At 60.1% G+C, this 17,096-nt stretch carries 16 protein-coding genes and 3 pseudogenes; 10 read left to right on the top strand and 9 right to left on the bottom strand.

Going from position 1 to position 17,096, the window contains the following annotated elements; genetic code table 11:
* Positions 1 to 273 precede the first annotated feature (273 nt).
* A complete protein-coding gene (locus tag ACN9MO_RS33340; RefSeq protein ID WP_255571637.1) occupies positions 274 to 627 on the top strand; it encodes a hypothetical protein in 354 nt (117 codons plus the stop codon).
* Between the two features lie 792 nt (positions 628 to 1,419).
* A complete protein-coding gene (locus ACN9MO_RS33345; RefSeq protein ID WP_057251561.1) occupies positions 1,420 to 1,725 on the top strand; it encodes a DUF1236 domain-containing protein in 306 nt (101 codons plus the stop codon).
* A gap of 204 nt (positions 1,726 to 1,929) precedes the next feature.
* On the opposite strand, the gene ACN9MO_RS33350 is transcribed toward ACN9MO_RS33345, so the two are convergent.
* From ACN9MO_RS33350 to ACN9MO_RS33360, 3 genes are all read right to left on the bottom strand, one after another.
* Positions 1,930 to 2,181 (bottom strand): hypothetical protein, encoded by a 252-nt coding sequence (locus ACN9MO_RS33350; RefSeq protein ID WP_425988712.1) that lies wholly within the window; start codon positions 2,179 to 2,181, stop codon positions 1,930 to 1,932.
* A gap of 1,254 nt (positions 2,182 to 3,435) precedes the next feature.
* Complete coding sequence (locus ACN9MO_RS33355) at positions 3,436 to 3,660, bottom strand: hypothetical protein (protein WP_156414657.1); 225 nt, start codon at positions 3,658 to 3,660, stop codon at positions 3,436 to 3,438.
* Entirely contained in the window at positions 3,644 to 3,838 is a 195-nt protein-coding gene (locus tag ACN9MO_RS33360; protein ID WP_082615894.1) for a hypothetical protein, read from the bottom strand. Before ACN9MO_RS33360 ends, ACN9MO_RS33355 begins: the two co-directional genes overlap by 17 nt.
* 536 nt (positions 3,839 to 4,374) lie before the next feature.
* On the opposite strand from ACN9MO_RS33360, the gene ACN9MO_RS33365 reads away from it, so the two are divergent.
* From ACN9MO_RS33365 to ACN9MO_RS33380, 4 genes and pseudogenes are all read left to right on the top strand, one after another.
* A complete protein-coding gene (locus ACN9MO_RS33365; protein WP_057251558.1) occupies positions 4,375 to 4,608 on the top strand; it encodes a hypothetical protein in 234 nt (77 codons plus the stop codon).
* A 38-nt stretch (positions 4,609 to 4,646) separates the two neighbouring features.
* Complete coding sequence (locus ACN9MO_RS33370; protein ID WP_057251557.1) at positions 4,647 to 4,952, top strand: hypothetical protein; 306 nt, start codon at positions 4,647 to 4,649, stop codon at positions 4,950 to 4,952.
* A gap of 2 nt (positions 4,953 to 4,954) precedes the next feature.
* Positions 4,955 to 7,588 (top strand): DNA ligase D, encoded by a 2,634-nt coding sequence (gene ligD / locus ACN9MO_RS33375; protein ID WP_425988716.1) that lies wholly within the window; start codon positions 4,955 to 4,957, stop codon positions 7,586 to 7,588.
* A 452-nt stretch (positions 7,589 to 8,040) separates the two neighbouring features.
* Positions 8,041 to 8,659, top strand: a pseudogene (locus tag ACN9MO_RS33380) (DUF4334 domain-containing protein).
* Here the strand turns inward: ACN9MO_RS33380 and ligD (ACN9MO_RS33385) are convergent.
* Genes ligD (ACN9MO_RS33385) through ACN9MO_RS33395 form a run of 3 tightly spaced genes read right to left on the bottom strand, consistent with a single transcriptional unit; the run spans position 8,630 to position 11,502 of the window.
* Positions 8,630 to 9,787, bottom strand: coding sequence for a non-homologous end-joining DNA ligase (ligD, locus tag ACN9MO_RS33385; RefSeq protein WP_082615893.1), 1,158 nt, complete (start codon positions 9,785 to 9,787; stop codon positions 8,630 to 8,632). The pseudogene ACN9MO_RS33380 and the gene ligD (ACN9MO_RS33385) overlap by 30 nt on opposite strands.
* A complete protein-coding gene (locus ACN9MO_RS33390) occupies positions 9,784 to 10,593 on the bottom strand; it encodes a Ku protein (RefSeq protein WP_057251555.1) in 810 nt (269 codons plus the stop codon). The genes ligD (ACN9MO_RS33385) and ACN9MO_RS33390 overlap by 4 nt, the downstream gene beginning before the upstream one ends.
* A 15-nt stretch (positions 10,594 to 10,608) precedes the next feature.
* Positions 10,609 to 11,502, bottom strand: a complete 894-nt coding sequence (locus ACN9MO_RS33395) for a Ku protein (protein ID WP_112996537.1) — start codon at positions 11,500 to 11,502, stop codon at positions 10,609 to 10,611.
* A 368-nt stretch (positions 11,503 to 11,870) separates the two neighbouring features.
* On the opposite strand from ACN9MO_RS33395, the pseudogene ACN9MO_RS33400 reads away from it, so the two are divergent.
* From ACN9MO_RS33400 to ACN9MO_RS33410, 3 genes and pseudogenes are all read left to right on the top strand, one after another.
* Positions 11,871 to 12,068, top strand: a pseudogene (locus tag ACN9MO_RS33400) (hypothetical protein); the annotation flags it as partial.
* Positions 12,060 to 12,251 (top strand): annotated as a pseudogene (locus ACN9MO_RS33405) (hypothetical protein); the annotation flags it as partial. The pseudogenes ACN9MO_RS33400 and ACN9MO_RS33405, both read left to right, overlap by 9 nt.
* Positions 12,252 to 12,660: 409 nt before the next feature.
* On the top strand, positions 12,661 to 12,963 hold the full coding sequence (locus ACN9MO_RS33410; protein WP_082615891.1) for a DUF982 domain-containing protein: 303 nt from the start codon (positions 12,661 to 12,663) through the stop codon (positions 12,961 to 12,963).
* Between the two features lie 385 nt (positions 12,964 to 13,348).
* On the opposite strand, the gene ACN9MO_RS33415 is transcribed toward ACN9MO_RS33410, so the two are convergent.
* From ACN9MO_RS33415 to ACN9MO_RS33425, 3 genes are read right to left on the bottom strand one after another with little or no spacing between them, the layout of a single operon-like run.
* Positions 13,349 to 14,404: a LacI family DNA-binding transcriptional regulator gene (locus ACN9MO_RS33415; protein WP_309140397.1), complete on the bottom strand. Its 1,056-nt coding sequence runs from the start codon at positions 14,402 to 14,404 to the stop codon at positions 13,349 to 13,351.
* Positions 14,401 to 14,625: a tautomerase family protein gene (locus tag ACN9MO_RS33420; RefSeq protein WP_113133881.1), complete on the bottom strand. Its 225-nt coding sequence runs from the start codon at positions 14,623 to 14,625 to the stop codon at positions 14,401 to 14,403. Before ACN9MO_RS33420 ends, ACN9MO_RS33415 begins: the two co-directional genes overlap by 4 nt.
* 15 nt (positions 14,626 to 14,640) lie before the next feature.
* The gene (locus ACN9MO_RS33425) at positions 14,641 to 15,552 is read right to left on the bottom strand and encodes an SMP-30/gluconolactonase/LRE family protein (protein WP_057251551.1); all 912 of its coding nucleotides are present in this window, start codon (positions 15,550 to 15,552) and stop codon (positions 14,641 to 14,643) included.
* Positions 15,553 to 15,902: 350 nt separating this feature from the next.
* Here ACN9MO_RS33425 and ACN9MO_RS33430 point away from each other — a divergent pair, with 350 nt between their 5' ends.
* Positions 15,903 to 17,027 (top strand): sugar ABC transporter substrate-binding protein, encoded by a 1,125-nt coding sequence (locus tag ACN9MO_RS33430; protein ID WP_057251580.1) that lies wholly within the window; start codon positions 15,903 to 15,905, stop codon positions 17,025 to 17,027.
* Positions 17,028 to 17,096: the final 69 nt, after the last annotated feature.

Raw genomic sequence — 17,096 nt, forward strand, 5'->3', positions numbered from 1 at the left:
ACCTGGCAGGGCCATTCTTGTGTGAAGCTATATACGTTCACAACGCGCCGGTATTGGAACTTGCGACGAAGAAAGGGTGCGAAGCTCGATCACGCAGCTTCCGACATGTAAGGGCGATCATCATTCAATCGCCACCAGCAAGGCTGTATTTGCACCGCCTCAACAAAAAATAGCCATCCGGCGCCGTTCCGGCCCGTGCGGTCGCGACGGGATAGGCCGGTAACCACGCGTTTCGTTGCCTCTTGGGCCACGAGCGCAACCCAAGAGAGGAGCATGACCATGAAACGCATTGCAGTGTTTTCCGTAATTGCCGCCCTGTCCGCCATTAGCTTTGGCGGAATAGCTTATGCTCAGGCTGAAATGAACTGGCCGGCCAATATCGAAAAATCGGTGAGTGAATTCAAGGGCGATAAAGTCAACGTCGTTCAGATCAGCACGCTGGCGGAACAGAATCAGACCCGCTTGTGGGTGGAAAACGCGACGCCGGAGCAGCGTAAAGCCCTGGTCACGGCGATCGAAGCCAACAAGCCGCTTGCGGAACAGTTGAAGGCGCAAAATGTCGAGATAGAAAATATCGGCGGCGCCGAACAGGCCACTGACGGCGGACTGACGATCTACGTTCGCTGAGCGTCCCTAGCCGCTGAAGCGGGATGCGGGACATACCGCGTCCCGCTTCTTCTCTCACTCCATAAAGCAATCTCCGCGCAATTTCCTCCGGAACATACATCACGAGGCGGCGCTCCAGGTCTATCGGCCTGATGGTTGCACAACATGCAGGGCCGAGCCGCTACATGCTCTGCGGGTTGCCAATGGCAACATGATCTCGTGTCGGTGCAGAGGCGGCCGGATATGAGGCGAATTAAACTCGACAAGCCTTAGAATTTTACGGCGAGCCCGAGGATTGGACCCTGCTGGACCGTATCAAACAGGAAACCATCGTCGTCGTAGTCAACGCCCAGTGCACGATAGCCGGCGATTGCCGATATTCGATCGTTGAACTCATAGCCGATGCCCAGCGCAACAAAGCGACAAGGAGTTTCTCCATTGAGGGTACGTTGGAGGTTCTCACGGCTAGGAAGTCGGGGCGTGAGGGGCATCGCCAATGGCCAGACGAGGTGAAGGCCAAGATCGAGACGCCCGTGGTGGAGCCGCCAGCGACCAAGCCAATCTCCCGTGCCGAGATCTCGTCGGTCCTGTCACCATCCGGCTTGAGGAAGGCGCGTCCGCGCTCGATCACCAGTTCGCGCAATTGCGGGAGGAACCTCCACACCGCCTTGCGTAATTTTCGAGGTCTCAGACTAAGGTCGAACCCCCATGCGTCCAAAGTCTGACCACCGGAACGGAAACTCCGCCACGAGGTTTAGTAAGCGGTTCCCGCATTGAGAGTGGGAACTACAACAACCAGACTTGGAGGAGAACATGAAAAAGCTTGTCAGCTCCGCCCTCGCAGGGCTGTTTCTGGTCAGTGCTTCTAGCGTTGCCCTGGCTCAGACGGTCGTTATCACGCCAGAGCAGGAAACGGTCGTTCGCGAATACGTGAAGAAAAAGCCGCTTGCTTCCATCAAACTTCCTGGAGTGGAGCTCAATGTCGGCTCGACGGTTCCGGAAACCGTGGAACTGCAAACGATTGATGCGCCGGACATCAAGTATCGTTATGTCGTCGTTGACAACCGAACGGTGCTGGTAGACCCAGGAACACGCAAGATCGTCCGGATTATCGACTAACCGTCGCAGGCTCGCTGAGCCCCTGCTGACTGGTCAGGGGCTCAGGTTCAGGGCCACCTCTGCTCTAGGAAACGCCAAGCGCGAAATTCCCCGCGCCGTCTTCTCTTGAGTAAGCTGACGCATAAGGTTGTCCACCAAAATAAGTGGACACCAAGTCGTGGAAGAAGACGATCAAAAACTGAGTGTGAGGCGAAGGACCACCGATCAGCCGCCCAACCGCTTCCAGAGACCCGGAGGTCCGTTGTGGGTATGGTTCTTGTCCCCAAAACCCCAGCCGGGACGTGTGCCACTGGACTTGGCAATGGCGCGCGAACTCAGGCTCGTACCAAGGAGGAGGGTAATCGCCGGAGGTGTTACAACGGCAAAACGCCCGGCCTTCTTGAGAAAATCTCTCCGCGCCTGCGCTTCAGTTTCCAGTCCCTCAGGCACCTTTTCTGAGTCGTTTCTCTTCTCCATGGCCCTGGCTCCTTTGCAAACACACAGTATACATCCTGTCCGTGTAGGAACCATCCAGACCTTAGATTTGATTCCTAAATCTTTGAGCGTAGCCCCTTATTCGAAAGGATGAGGCCTGCGCGACCCACCAGTTCAACCGGGTTGCGGCGCGCCAGTTCAACGGCACGTGAGCCGGGCAGCCTATCTCGTTTACACGACGTTATGCGTCGCGATCGATTTCGAAGACTTCGGTCAGCCCTTCCATCTCGCGCACGCCCTTGAACGAGGGATGCCGGAGCTTTCCGTCCTGCGTCCACGCTCAGTTCGCGAAGCTACACCGATACCTTGTTAACCCCACACAGCTTGTGACTGGATTCTGAGATTCCCGAGGCTATCGGGGTCTTTGATGTCCGTCGCAAAGTCCTCGAAAGTGAGCTGCCAGATGCGGGCCAGCTGCGCGTTGTAGGCGATCGCGTCATTAACGATCCTCTGCATGAAGACGACCTCAGGCTCTTGGCTGGGGCAACCCTTCTGCTCCGAGCCTTCTTCTCAGATCGTCAGCCATAAATCGCCTCCGCACAGAGATCCAAGAGAACTGCCCCGCTGCCGGGGCTCCCAAGTTTCCACGAAATTCGGACGGGCGCAGTAGGCCCCATCCGCGCGGGGACACTTGATGATGGGTGGGGCCTAGAGGCGTTTTCGATCGGGGAAGATCGAAGTAGCGGAGCAGAACCCGCGACCCCCCCCTATAGTTCCGCCATAGGACTTCAGTCTCACACGCCACCGGCAAAGGTCTGAGATCAGTTGTCGCGTTGTCCCGGCGACACATATTTCACTCAGGCCCATGGCGAAGCATCCACCTTTGCGGCCAAGGGCGCATAATGGTTCCAGAGCTGTCCGCATCGACCCTTCCGGGCAGTTCTGGCACCACTCGATTTTAACACCAGGAAGACTCTCGCGAAGTACCACAGAGAACGTTATGGCGCGCCTGAGCGGAGAGCATCGATCGGATTGCCGATAGGCGTAATGCTGTTTTCGATGCTGGCGATTGCTGCATACCTATTCATTGGCGGCGCATTTTCCGGCGACGGAAGCCGGAATGTGGCCGTCTACATGCCGCAGGTAACTCAGGAATAGCGTCGACGTCCGGGCACTACCGCGCTCGTGAAACGAGGCGGCTCCTCCCCGCCTCGTGATCACGACAGTTTCAAACTGCAGTCGTCCGTAAAACGAAATCGCCAGGGACGGGCGATCGTATTGGTTCACGCAATACGTCTACTCCCGAGGGGGTAAATCATCGGTGTCGTCCATGTCTGGGTCCAGGGGCGGCACATCGACCTCCTCGGTGTCGTCCTCCTCGTCCTGGTCTTCCGCATCCGGAACCGGGTTCCGAGGTTCAAGAAAATCCTCTTTGCCAAGCAGTCCATCTTCTGGAAGTTCATCGGGCCGCTCGCGTCCTTGGCCACTTACCACGGTCATACCCTCAGCTTTTTCGATCACTGCTGCGACCGCCGGAACCACCAGAGCCGCCCGAGCCGCCCGAGCCACTCTTGCCGCCGGAGCCGGAGCTTTTGCTGCTTCCGCTGTTCCGGCTCGTGGATTGCCGTTTATTATCATTCTTGTGGCTTTGCTCACCAGCTTTTCGCTGCTGTTCGCTGCTGCCGCTTTGATTTGCCATTATCGTTCTCCTTGGTTTGTGCCCAGTCGATTTGACCGAGACGAACCCAAGCCCGGCCGATCGATAAGGTTCCGACAGCACCGTAAATATTGAGGTCGTCATTTCTTGAGCCGAGATGCACGGGGTCGATACGGATAAAAGATGCATTAGCAGTTGGTTCCGGGTGACCACGGGGCCGAGGTGAGGATGCATTGCCAAGAGGCTTCTATGAGAGGAAGCGGGAATACTTCGCGACGCCGGGCTATGATCGGGTTGGACCATCGCCTTGCTTTGCTGTCCTTTTCACGAACCGGTCGCGGCGGGCGTTCCCGGGATTGTCGGAACCGAACGCTCCCGCGCCGGCGCTATGCAGGTGGACAGATCAGCCGCAGCCTCGAGCGAGGATCCCGGCCCACACACCGATTTCGCGCAAGTGTGCTCCGTTTACGATCGCCTTTGAGCCTAGGCGCAAACCTGCCGCAAGTCTTATGATTCCCGTCTCGTTGGAACTTCGGGCCGACATCAAGATTTATGGCTTGGAAGGTTGGAGATTATTCATGACGAACTTCAACAGCATCCCCGTCGCAGAATTTGCCGCCCGGCTTACAGCGATGACAGAGGACGAGGTTTTTTCTGTCATGAGCGATCTGGAAGCTGCAAGCGAATCCGTTGAAGGCACGGAACGCGATGAGGTGCTGTCGCGGATTGGATTAATCGAGGAAGAAATCGGAAAGCGCTTTCCGGGTCAATTGCTGGCGCCGTATCAGGACTGGAAAAAACGCAACCGCTGAAATGAGCCCCTGAATAAAACCATATCAGGAGACACCCAATGGCCGACGTCAGCAACACTAAGATCAGGGCGACGGTCCAAACCCTAGAAGCGGCCGATCTTGCCGTCGAACACCTCGTTCAAAACTGCATCTCGAGGCCTGACATCTTCATCGCGTCGGCAAGTGACCGCAAAACAGCGGGCTCCGTGCTACCGGGTGGGGACGCTTCTCCTGGGGGACGCGCTCGTTGCGACATGCCGGTCGCAGGCGAGATCGAGGCCTTGGCGGATATCGCATCCAGTGATGTAGCGACCGTTCGGCGCAGTCTCGGTGACGCCGGCGCACTCCGTATATCGAGCCGCTGAGCATGACCGACAATCTCTCGAAATATCGTGCCAAGCGCGATTTCCAGAAGACCCGCGAACCGAGCGGTGAAGCACACGTCAAGCCTTCCAGTCGCCGGCGGTTCGTGATCCAGAAGCACGATGCCACCCGTCTTCATTATGACCTGCGGCTGGAACTCGACGGGGTGTTCAAGTCCTGGGCCGTGACCAAGGGACCGTCGCTGGACCCGCACGACAAGCGGCTGGCGGTTGAGGTCGAAGATCACCCGCTCGACTATGGTGACTTCGAAGGCACGATCCCCAAGGGCCAGTACGGCGGCGGCACGGTGATGTTGTGGGACCGTGGCTATTGGGAGCCGGAAGGCAGGAAGTCACCGGAAGATGCCTTGAGGAAGGGAGACTTCAAGTTCACGCTCGAGGGCAAGCGTCTGCACGGCAGCTTCGTTCTGGTCCGGATGCGCAACCGCGACGGCGAAAAAAGGACCAGCTGGCTGCTGATTAAGCATCACGACGATCATTCCGTCGAGGAGAACGGCGCCGCGATCCTTGAGGAAAATGCCACCTCGGTGGCCTCCGGCCGCAGCATGGAGCAGATCGCCGAAGGCAAGGGTCGAAAACCGCGCCCGTTCATGATGGCGAATGCACGTGCCGAGGCCGACGCCGTCTGGGACAGCAAGCACGGCCTGGCGGCCGGCCAGCGTAAGAAGCGGTTGCGCAAGGATGCTGCGACTTCCGTCACCGCCGACCTGCCGGAGTTCATTGACCCGCAGCTTTGCGATAAGCTTCACCGGCCACCGGCCGGCGATGACTGGCTGCACGAGATTAAGTTCGATGGCTACCGGATCCAGGTGCGGGTTGCTGATGGCAAGGCGACGCTGAAGACCCGCAAAGGCCTGGACTGGACAGCGAAATACCTCGAGATCGCGGAGGCTGCTTCCGTATTGCCCGATTGCATCATTGATGGCGAGATCTGCGCGCTCGATGAGAACGGCGCCCCCGATTTTGCGGCCCTGCAAGCGGCCCTGGCGGAGGGAACGACCGGCAATTTGGTCTACTTCGCCTTCGACCTTCTGTTCGACGGCGAGAAGGACTTGCGGTCGATGCGATTGGTCGAGCGAAAGGAGCGGCTTCAGAGCCTGCTCCATGAGACGACTGACGATCGCCGCATCCGCTATGTCGAACATTTCGAATCCGGCGGCGACGCGGTGCTGCGGTCCGCCTGCAAGCTGCATCTCGAGGGCGTCATCTCCAAGCAGATGGATGCGCCCTATCAATCGGGCCGCACCGAAACCTGGGCGAAGTCGAAATGCCGCGCCGGCCATGAAGTGGTTATCGGCGGTTACGCCAAAACCAACGGCAAGTTCCGGTCTCTTCTGGTCGGCGTGCATCGTGGTGAACACTTCGTCTATGTCGGTCGTGTCGGAACCGGCTACGGCGCCAGGAAAGTCGAGTTGCTGCTACCGAAACTGAAGGCGATCGAGACGGCGAGATCGCCGTTCACAGGTATCGGCGCTCCGAAGAAGCAGGCCGAAGTTGTCTGGTTGAAGCCCGAGCTGGTCGCCGAAATCGAATTCGAAGGGTGGACGGCAGACGGCCTCGTCCGTCAGGCAGCGTTCAAGGGGCTGCGCGAGGACAAGCCGGCGAAGGAGGTCGAGGCCGAGAAGCCGGCATCGCCCGGCAAAACCGACACGCCGGAGCCGGCGGCGACTGCGAGGGACAGCTCCGTCCGGCGCAAAGGCGCCAAGGCAGAGGTCATGGGCGTCCTCATTTCCAACCCGGACAAGCCATTGTGGCCGGACGCGGGTGATGGCGAGCCCGTCACTAAGGAAGATCTGGCGCGCTATCATGAGGCGGTTGGCGTCTGGCTGATCGAGCACATCAAGGGCCGGCCCTGTTCGATCATTCGGGCGCCCGACGGGATCGGCGCAGAACAGTTCTTCCAGCGGCATGCGATGCCCGGCACCTCCAACCTCCTCGAGCTGGTGCAAGTCTTCGGCGACAAGAGGCCTTACCTGCAGATTGATCGGATCGAGGGGCTGGCGGCGATCGCCCAGATCGGCGGCGTCGAGCTGCATCCGTGGAATTGCGAGCCCGGCAAGCCGGAAGTACCCGGCCGGCTGGTGTTCGACCTCGATCCCGGGCCCGACGTGCCGTTCTCGACCGTGGTCGCGGCCGCCCGTGAAATGCGCGACCGGCTCGACCAACTCGGCCTCGTCAGTTTCTGCAAGACGACCGGCGGTAAGGGACTGCATGTCGTCACGCCTCTTGCCGTCAACAAGCGCAAACCGCTGTCATGGACTGAGGCCAAAGGCTTCGCGCACGACGTGTGTCAGCAGATGGCGCGCGATAATCCCGACCTCTATCTCATCAAAATGACCAAGAGCCTGAGGGGCGGCAGGATCTTCCTGGATTATCTCCGCAACGATCGTATGGCGACGGCCGTGGCGCCACTGTCGCCGCGCGCGCGGCCCGGCGCCACGGTTTCGATGCCGCTGACCTGGACTCAGGTGAAATCCGATCTCAACCCGAAGCGATTTACCGTGCGCACCGTGCCGGCGCTGCTTGCGAAAACCTCGGCCTGGCAGGACTATTGCGACGGCGAGCGTCCGCTTGAGCAGGCGATCACGCGGCTCGGGAAATCAAGGCGGGCAGCGTGATCTATGAACCGTGTGTACGGTCGCCTCTGGACCGTGCCCTACCGTTCGTTCCAGGAGTTGCGGAAGCGCTTGAAGGAAATCGAGGCTGCCGTGGAGCGTAGCGAGCCGGAGGCACGGCGGGTGCGGCGCGAGGCGATCAAGGGCACGGCGGAAGAGGCGGCGTCCAAGCAAGGACGAGGGAGTGCCGGCGGAAACGCTATCCGGTCCCTGCCAATGAGGCCCACTCCAGCGGGCGCAATCGGCCCGCTGGTCGGGGCGATTTTCTGCTACGGACGGCGCGTTGGCGGACAGGGCCCTGCTCGATGGCTTATACTTTCGCGCGGCGAATGGCGAGGAATAGGGCTGGACGTCCTGGCGAACAGGCACGTTGGAAGAACTGGTGACAACCTGGCCGGCGTGGACGCTACCGGAGCAACGCGAACTGGAGCGCGGCTGGTGGATGCCAACGCTCGATGAGTTGCGCGTGGCGCGACTTGGATCAAGGCGGCGAGCCGAACAGAAGGACAAAGTCTCCGGTGAGAGAACAGCAGATCACCCTTGAGGCATTCCGAAGCTTGGCCCCGATCGAGCCGCGCGATCTCGTCGGCCTATGGAAGGGACGCGGCATTCCGGCCGGACATCCATTCGACGGTGTGCTGGAAAATCTCGGCTGGTTCGGCAAGCGGTTCACGCCGGACATGCGGGCGGACGCCTTGCTGTTCCGCTTGGGGAGCGCGTCTGGTCGCCATCGATCCCAAATGGATACCGCTTCCCTTGGCGCTGCGTTTGCACGTGCTCGGCCGGACGCGTGTGGCGAAAAACCTGTTTTCCTATCTTCAGCGCCGGCTTCGAGCGAGGGGGCCGGTCGCTTCGCTGAAGATGAGGGTGTTTGGCGGAATCGAGAGTTCGGCGATGGTCTATGACCACCAGCCGATCGTCGATCATTTCCGTCGTATCGACGAGCACACGATAATGGGGGCGATGACGATCACCGGCGACGAGCGGATCTATTTCTTCGAACTCGACCGCGTCGACGAACCTTGCAAACTGGACGGTGGGATATCATCTGTCGGGCATCACCCGTTTCAATAACTGTTTTGCCCAGCAGCTTGACTGAAGCGCACGGTCGTCCGGCTCCGACAGGGCGCTCCCCGCAAGGGGAGCCGAGCGCCCGGTCAGCCGGGGTGGCTTCTCGTTCATGTTGAAGACAGCGGCATTATCCTGGATCTCGCGCAGGCCCTTGTAGGATGCGTGCCGCAAATTGCCGTCGTGGGTCCACCCGCGAAACTCAATCTCGGCAATCAATGTTGGCTGGGCGAACACCAGGTCCTTACCTTTGAGCGGTACGGTCGGCCGCTTGGTCTTCAGCTTGTCGAGCTTGGCGCGCAGTTCCTCGGCATCCTTGGTGTTGAACCCGGTGCCAACTGAGCCGACATAGACCCAGTCATGCCCCTTGCGACCGGCGAGAAGCAGGCTGCCGATGCCGCCGCGTGCAACGGCGGACTGCTCGTAGCCGACGACCATGAAGCTTTCGCTCTGGACGCATTTGATCTTCAGCCAGTCGCCGGTACGGCCGGAGCGATAGGGCTGATCCCGATGTTTGGCAACGATGCCCTCGAGCCCAAGCGAGCAGGCATTTGCCAGAAGTGCTGCGCCATCGCCATGGATTTCCTCCGACACCTGGATCGCCCCGGTGGCGCCGTCGAGGAAACCATCGAGCAGATGCCGGCGGACGGAAAGCTCGGTTCGTGTGAGATCGTGGCCGTCGAAATACAAAAGATCGAAAGCGAAGAACACCGACTCCGTCGACGAGCGCTTGCCGCCGCGTCCGCCAAGCGAACGCTGCAGCGCCCCGAAATCGGAGCGCCCGTCTTTGTCCAAAACCACAGCCTCGCCATCGAGGATGGCCGTTCCTGCGCCCAGCTTTCGTGCTGCCGCGGCGATCGCCGGAAAACGGTGCGTCCAGTCGTGACCGCCGCGGGTGATGATCCGCACGCCCTTCGGCTTGATGTGGATCGCCAGCCGATAGCCGTCCCATTTTACCTCGAAGGCCCAATCCTGACCTTTGGGCGGCACGGTCTTCAGGAGGGCCAGGCATGGCTCGATGCGCTCGGGCATCGGATCGAACGGAAGATGGGGTTGCGCTGCATCGCGCGGCCGGGCCGGTTTCAACTTCAAAAGCTGTTCGTTCTGAAGCAACGGCTTGGTGCGGCGTCTCATCTGCCGCCCCGCTTTTCGGCCGCGACCGATTTCTTCAGGGCGTCCATGATATTGACGACGTTGCTGGCTGGTGACGACGGCTGCGGTTTGGCCTTGCCTTTGACCGGCTTCTTCAGCGTCTTCTTCTTGGCGGCGATGATATCAAGCAGCCGCTCCTGGACAGGGTCGGCTACCATTTTCGCACTCCAGTCCTTCGTCTGTTTTTTTATCAGTTGCTGGACCAGCGGCATCATCTCGGAATCGGCTTTCCCATCGCCGATCGCCTCGAAATAGCTATCCTCCTCGCGAACCTCGTCCCCATAGCGCAGGGTCCAGAGCACGATACCCTTTCCGCGTGGCTCCAGCATGACGGCGCGCTCGCGCCGCGAGATCACCAGCCGGGAAATGCCGACCATGTTCTGGGCGTCCATCGCGTCGCGGATGACCGAAAATGCTTCCTCGCCGACCGGGTCGTCGGGGGAAAGATAATAGGGCGTGTCGAGCCAGATCCACTCGATGCTGTCGCGTGGCGTGAAGGTGGAAATGTCGATCGTCCTGGTGCTCTCCAACGCCACGTTCTCAAGTTCCTCGTCTTCGAGAATGACGTATTCGTCCTCGCCGCGCTGATAGCCTTTGACCTCGTCTTCTTCTTTCACCTCTTTGCCGGTGACGGCGTCGACATAATGGCTGACGACTCGGTTCTGGGTCTGGCGATTGAGGGTATGAAAACGGACCTTCTCGCTTTCGGATGTCGCCGGCATCATCTGCACCGGGCAGGTAACGAGCGAAAGTTTGAGATAGCCTTTCCAGTGCGGGCGGATGGCCATAACGACACCCTCCGATCAGCCGGCGCGACGCGGCGGCGCGGCCTGCTTCGACTTCGCGGCAGTTTCTGCTGCCTTCTGGCGACCGGCGCGGCGGTTGGCGTTGGCGGCCGTGCGCTTCGGCTTCGTCTCCTTGGCGCCCAGCCCAGCACTTTCGCGAAGCGCTTGCAATAGATTGCTCGGCTTGGAGGCCACCGGCGCCTTCTTCTTCGGCAACGTGCGGCCCTCGATCTTAGCCTTCACCAGTTCGGCGACCGCGGCCTCGTAGCGATCCTCGAACGTGCTGGCATCGAAGGTGCCCTTCTTGGTTCCGATGATGTGTTCGGCGAGCTCGAGCATTTCGCCCTCGATTTTGAGATTCGGGATCTCCTCGAATGCCTTTTCCGACGAGCGGACCTCGTAGTCGAAGTTCAGCGTCGAGGCGATCAGGCCTTTGCCATGCGCGCGGATGAGGAGGGTGCGCATCCGGCGGAAGAGCACGGTCTGGGCGATTGCGGCGACCCCTTGCTTTTTCATGCCGTCCCGCAACAGCAGGAAGGCATCCGTGCCCATCTTGTCGGGCGCGAGATAGTAGGGCTTGTCGAAATAGGTGGTGTCGATCTGGGAGCAGGGAATAAAGGCCTCGATCCTGAGAGTCTTGTCGCTCTCCGGGATTGCCGCGGCGACCTCGTCGGGCTCGAGCACGACATATTGGCCATTGTCGACTTCATAGCCCTTGACCTGATCTTCTCGCTCCACCGGATCGCCGGTCTCGCTGTCGATGAACTCGCGTTTAACCCGGTTTCCGGTTTTGCGATTGAGCGTGTTGAAGGCGATGCGCTCGGATGAGGAGGCGGCCGTGTAGAGCGCCACCGGACAGGAAACCTCTCCGAATTTGATGTAACCCTTCCAATTCGCTCTTGGGCCCGCCATGACACCGACACTCCACCACAATCAAGCGATTCAAGTGATTCGGAGGCGATTCGTTCCGACTCGAAACGAATCATTTTTCAATGACTTAGCTCTGTTCGGCTGCGCGTTTTGCGAGCCCCGCCTAGGTTCCTGATACAATTCGTCTTTTGGCGGCGACTCGCATTTTCTGGGTTTACCAACCTCCAGGAGAACGGCGGACAGCGTCGAAACACCTCGTTGGTTCTGCGCCGCAGTGTTCCAGAAGTAGGTGGGAGGGCCGCGCGCGATTTTGTTATGTGACTTGCGGCGACGAGATCTCTCAAGGCGCGGCGCCGATTGAGGAACTTCCACGTCCGTCACCAGTTTTGCTCGACTGACAGGAGGTGGACATGGGAATGAACAAACCGAAAGACGGCGCTCCGGGCACTACCGACCAGTCTCCGCGCTGGGAAGGCCCCGAGGAAAGCAGACCGCGTGGGTATCTTCCGGCAAAGGATAACCCGGATAGTGATCGAGACGCCGCGGGCGAAAATAACCGGGATCCGGAGCGCAGCCGGGCGTCTGATGCCCTTAAGACGAAACAAGATGCAAAAGGCCAGTTCGCCAAATCTCAGGCGGATCGCAAGAGCACCGGCGTATCGAGCGCAAAGCCCACCGTGGTGACTGGGTCCGAGGACATGTCCGACGACCGTAGCGCGCCCGGTCATAAGGAACCCGCAAAAGACTGGGACGTAGGGTTCGATGAAACCGAGCCGGACCGTTCAAAGTAGTCAAGGCGAGGAAGGGCACGAACGTTTTCTTGACTTCATTCCCGCGCGCTCTAACGCCGCCGATCGGTCGGACTCACAGACCGTCAGTCATCGGCCGCCGCCCGCGGGCGATCTCAGCAGACAGAAGTACCCATCGTCTGTGTCCACCCTCAATCGCATGTTGGCATGCGCACGCCCGAAATCCGTCCGTTGCAACGCAACTGCTGCGTAGCGAACCCATCAGTGATCATATTCCGCAGTGGGAGCGATCCCTGCTCCAATGCCGGGGCCTTGGAAGCGGCCAAAGCTGGCGTGACGGTAGTCGACGTGATCATGCGGTAGGTGTTTGAAAGTCTTGAAATTCGCTCTGGCGCAGCCAATATTTTTTTCACTTCTTTTTCATCCGGCGTGAATGCGAAAGGAGGACATCATGCTGCACCCGGAATTGGTTTGGATGACGCCCGTCACCGTCCGCATGAAGGACGGGGCGTCCCATATCTTCGCTTCTGTCAACGACGCACTCGATTTCCTGGAAGGCGATTGGGCCATCTATCGCGGCAGACAATACAATCGGGCGGTTCAAACGTGCCGCCGTGCGCTAAACCGAATGACGCCAGTCGCCATCGCACGCGAAGCGTTCATTGACGCCTGCCGAGATGCGGGCATGTCAACGAGCGCGGATGGGCTGCTCGCGACGAAGACCGGCGCTGGCGGTCAACATTCGCCTATCTAGAATGGCTGGGGTCGGGCGCTTCTTAGGGCCCGACTTTCGAACATTCGCTCCGCGGCGCACCATAGCAATTCGCGACCGCGGGCCAAAAATGACCCCGGCAACTCGGGAGGCGCACTGGTGACAGCAGACGGCATGCTGGTCGGCGTCAACACCGCAATCATCGCGCCCGACGACGGCAATGTCGGCATCGACTTACGGCACAAAACCTCAGAAGGCTGGCAAAGCTTAGACCTTCTCGTCTCCCATCCGCCGCCATGGTGGCGGGACGGCGGCTTGCAGAGAACTGGGAAAGAATGCCGGACGACCGAAGTGCCGGCGCAATGCTTTCACGGACAATGTATCATCTGGATTGTGCGCTGCGGCCGATCCTTGAGAATGTGCCGTTTCATCGCGCCGTACTTTCGCGAATCTGAAGCTCGAAGCCCAAGTTGACGATCGGCGATTCAATTGGCCGGCCGGCAAGTCGATCCAGCACCATCTGCACCGAGCGCCGGCCGATTTCATAGCGCGGCGTGCGTACGCTGGTGAGCGACGGATAGGCGACGTGCATCATGTCGAGGTCGTTGAAGCCACAGATTGCCATGCTGTGCGGCACGGCGATGCCCGCCCGCTGGCATTCGAACAGCACGCCCATGGCAAGGTCATCATTGTTGCAGAAGACCGCGTCAAGATCGGTGACCTTGCCAAGCGCATCGGCCAGGAGCGGCCCGCCGAGCGATACGCGTGAATGCGTCAGCGTGGTGGTTACCAGCTTGGGATCAAAGAGCTGAGCGGTCTCCAGAGCCGAGCGGTAACCGGCGAGGCGACGCTGCGAGCGAGGATCCATTCGCGCGCCGATGAAGCCTATACGGCGATATCCAGCCTCGATCAGATGGTTGGTCGCCGCCTTGCCGCCATCGAAGTGTGAGAACCCGACCAGCATATCGACCGGATCGTCGCCATACTCCATGATCTGCACGATAGGGCAATCCGCGCTCTCGAGCAGTTTGCGGGTCGTTTCGGTCTGGTCGATGCCGGACACGATCAGCGCCGACGGCCGCTGGCTCAAAAACATCCGGATCAGGCGTTCCTCTTCCCGGGGCGAATAGTGGGTGTTGCCCATCTGTATCTGCAACGGACCGTCGCCGAGCTCGTCATAGATGCCTCTCACCGTGTCGGCGAAGACGATGTTTGTCAGTGACGGCACGAGAACACCGATCACATCGGCTCGGGAGGAGGCGAGCGCGCGCGCATTGGGGTCGGGCGCATAGCCGAGCTGGACCACCGCCGTATCGATCCCCGCGCGCAGTTCGGCCGAAACCAGAGAGGGATCGCGTAGCGCGCGCGACACGGTAATCGCGGCGACCCCTGCCAGTTTTGCGACGTCGGCTATGGTCGGTCTCCCACTGCCGCGTCGGCTTGCCCTCCGGCTCTGGTCTTTGGGAGTGATGTCGTCCTTCACGTCGACTCCTTCTGGCTGCGTGAGCGCAGGGTCCCGACATCGGTGCGGCCGACATACCAGTTCCTTGCGTCCACCTCATCGAAGACGACGGAGATTTCGCGCTCGGACAATCCGGTTGCCTCGGCAATCGCCGCAGTGACCTGGCTGCGGATTGCCGCCTTCTTGGCCGCAGGATCGTCGGCGAGGGTCTCGCGCACGATGGTGATCCGCACCAACGGCATGGCTGGCCTCCTGTCTCAGTCGAGTTTTGCGCCGTTGACCATCAGCCGAACGGCATAAAGCGAGCTGGTCGCGCAGATGTAGAGGATATTTCGCTTAGGCCCGCCGAACACGCAATTGGCGGTGTTTTCCGGCACTCTCACCTTGCCGAGCAAGGTGCCGTCCGGGTGGTAGCAATGGATGCCGTCGCGGGCGCTTGTCCAGATCCGCCCTTCGTCGTCCAGGCGGAACCCGTCAAAGAGGCCAACGGTGCAATCGGCAAAGACCCGCCCGCCCGATATCGCGCCCGCCTCGTTCAGATCGAAGACGCGCATATGCGCAGGAAGGTCGGGCCCATGCGTCCGGCCGGTGTCGACGACGTAGAGCTTTTTTTCATCAAGCGAAAAGGCGAGGCCATTCGGCCGAACCATGTCAGTAATGACGGCCGCAACTGCGCCCGTCGCCGGGTCGACACGATAGACGTGGCAGGCGCCGATTTCGCTTTCGGCCTTGTGGCCCTCGTAATCGGACTCGATGCCGTAGGCGGGATCGGTGAACCAGATCGACCCGTCTGATCGCACGACGACGTCGTTCGGTGAGTTGAGCCGCTTGCCGTTCCAGCGATCGGCGACGGTGGTGATGCTCCCGTCATGTTCGGTGCGGCTGACACGGCGGCCACCGTGCTCACAGGTCACCAGACGGCCATGCCGGTCGGTGGTATTGCCGTTCGCGAAGTTCGACGGCTGGCGAAAGATGCTCACATGCCCGTCGGTTTCGTCATAACGCAGCATCCGGTCATTGGGAATATCCGACCAGACCAGATAGCGCCCGGCGGCGAAATAGGCCGGCCCTTCGGCCCAGCGACACCCCGTATAGAGCTGTTCCACTCGGGCGCTGTGGTTGACCAGGCTGGCAAAGCGCTGGTCTACGATCTCGAAATCCTCGGCCATGGGTACCCTCATGCGGCAACGATCGCACTCTGACTGCTGATCGCATGATAGCGCTATCATCACGGAAGGGAATAGCCTTCCTGCATCGCTGTCGACGTCGCCGAATTTCACTTGAAAATTGAGGAGTTCGGTTCTCGGTAATCCGCAAATGTTACTTTACAATTTTTTGTGGTAGCGCTACCTAATTAAGAGACAGCGGTGTTTTCGGGAGGAGACCAGAGCGCCTCGTCAATGGTGAAAGCAGGCATCCAGCGTGCCGGTGCCAGAGAAGTTCGTGCCGTTCCGGGGGAAGGAGTTCCCTCTCGAAACGGAGAACAAAATCAGTGGCGCGCCAATGGGAGGAAATGTCGATGGTGAAGTCACTCGCTGGCGGCATCGTTGCTGCCACTGCCTTTTTTATGTTGGGATCGGCCGCCTACGCGGAGCCGGAAGTGGTTTCAGGGCCCGCGGCGGAGCCGGAATGTTTCGCGCCATGGTCGGCGGACACAAAATTCTTCAAGTTTCCGAAAAAGGAAGGCCCGTACCGCATCGCGCTTGCCAACGGCTACATCGCCAATACCTGGCGTATCCAGATGGTGCAGACGGCAAAGGCCTATGCCGCCCAGCCCGACGTCGCGGCGAAGCTAAAGGAGTTCAAGGTCGTTTCGACGGGTGAGGACGTGCCCGCCCAAATCTCGGCGATCAACAACTTCATCGATTCCGGCTATGACGCCATCGTCGTCAACGCCCAGAACCCGACGGCATTCGCGCCCGTCATCAAGCGGGCGAAGGAAGCCGGCGTGGTGCTGGTTGCCTTCGACAATATCCTCGACACCCAGGACGCGATCAACGTCAACGTCGACCAGAAGGGGCTCGGCCAATTGTGGGGCGAATGGCTCGTCAAACACCTGCCGAACGGCGGCAAGGTACTCGAGGTGCGCGGTGTGGCCGGCACTTCGGTCGACACCGATCGGCACAACGGCATCCATGAGAGACTCCAGGCGTCGGGCAAGAACTTCGAGGTCATCGAGGTCGTGGGCAAATGGGATGACGGGGTGGCCCAGAAGGTGACGGCGGATGCGATCGCCACCAGCGGTCCCTTCGACGGCATTACCGGCCAGGGCGGCGATACCGGCATTGTCCAGGCGATGATCGACGCCAAACATCCGTTCGTGCCGTTTGGCGGCGAAACCGAAAACGGGTTTCGCAAGTTCTGTGCAGCACATGCCGCAGACGGCCTGAAATGCTCGTCGGCCGGAACCGGACCCGCACAGGTGGCCGTTGCCATCAAGACGGCGATCGCCGCGCTCGAGGGACAGGTGGTGCCGCAGTCGGTCAAGTTGCCGTTGGCCATTGTCGAGGATCCGAATTTCAAGGAGGGCCAGGACTACTTCCAGTCCGAATCCGACAATTTCTTCGTCGGTAATTCCTTCCCTACCTGCGGGATCAATTTCTCCGCCCAGGAAATCATGAAGCAGAGCAAGGAAAACCAGTAGGTCGATCAGGAACGGGCGTTGCACAGCCGTGCAGTGCCCGTCGTCCGTAACGGTTTCCCGGAGAGAGCA

It is taken from the genome of Ensifer sp. R-19 (assembly GCF_049905105.1).
Classification (GTDB): Bacteria; Pseudomonadota; Alphaproteobacteria; order Rhizobiales; family Rhizobiaceae; genus Ensifer.

Excerpts from the sequence above, each read along its gene's own strand:
- ACN9MO_RS33340 (WP_255571637.1), top strand. The coding sequence starts at position 274 with ATGACCATGAAACGCATTGCAGTGTTTTCCGTAATTGCCGCCCTGTCC.
- ACN9MO_RS33345 (WP_057251561.1), top strand. The coding sequence starts at position 1,420 with ATGAAAAAGCTTGTCAGCTCCGCCCTCGCAGGGCTGTTTCTGGTCAGT.
- ACN9MO_RS33350 (WP_425988712.1), bottom strand. The coding sequence starts at position 2,181 with ATGGAGAAGAGAAACGACTCAGAAAAGGTGCCTGAGGGACTGGAAACT.
- ACN9MO_RS33360 (WP_082615894.1), bottom strand. The coding sequence starts at position 3,838 with ATGGCAAATCAAAGCGGCAGCAGCGAACAGCAGCGAAAAGCTGGTGAG.
- ACN9MO_RS33365 (WP_057251558.1), top strand. The coding sequence starts at position 4,375 with ATGACGAACTTCAACAGCATCCCCGTCGCAGAATTTGCCGCCCGGCTT.
- ACN9MO_RS33370 (WP_057251557.1), top strand. The coding sequence starts at position 4,647 with ATGGCCGACGTCAGCAACACTAAGATCAGGGCGACGGTCCAAACCCTA.
- ligD (WP_425988716.1), top strand. The coding sequence starts at position 4,955 with ATGACCGACAATCTCTCGAAATATCGTGCCAAGCGCGATTTCCAGAAG.
- ligD (WP_082615893.1), bottom strand. The coding sequence starts at position 9,787 with ATGAGACGCCGCACCAAGCCGTTGCTTCAGAACGAACAGCTTTTGAAG.
- ACN9MO_RS33390 (WP_057251555.1), bottom strand. The coding sequence starts at position 10,593 with ATGGCCATCCGCCCGCACTGGAAAGGCTATCTCAAACTTTCGCTCGTT.
- ACN9MO_RS33395 (WP_112996537.1), bottom strand. The coding sequence starts at position 11,502 with ATGGCGGGCCCAAGAGCGAATTGGAAGGGTTACATCAAATTCGGAGAG.
- ACN9MO_RS33410 (WP_082615891.1), top strand. The coding sequence starts at position 12,661 with ATGCTGCACCCGGAATTGGTTTGGATGACGCCCGTCACCGTCCGCATG.
- ACN9MO_RS33420 (WP_113133881.1), bottom strand. The coding sequence starts at position 14,625 with ATGCCGTTGGTGCGGATCACCATCGTGCGCGAGACCCTCGCCGACGAT.
- ACN9MO_RS33425 (WP_057251551.1), bottom strand. The coding sequence starts at position 15,552 with ATGGCCGAGGATTTCGAGATCGTAGACCAGCGCTTTGCCAGCCTGGTC.
- ACN9MO_RS33430 (WP_057251580.1), top strand. The coding sequence starts at position 15,903 with ATGGTGAAGTCACTCGCTGGCGGCATCGTTGCTGCCACTGCCTTTTTT.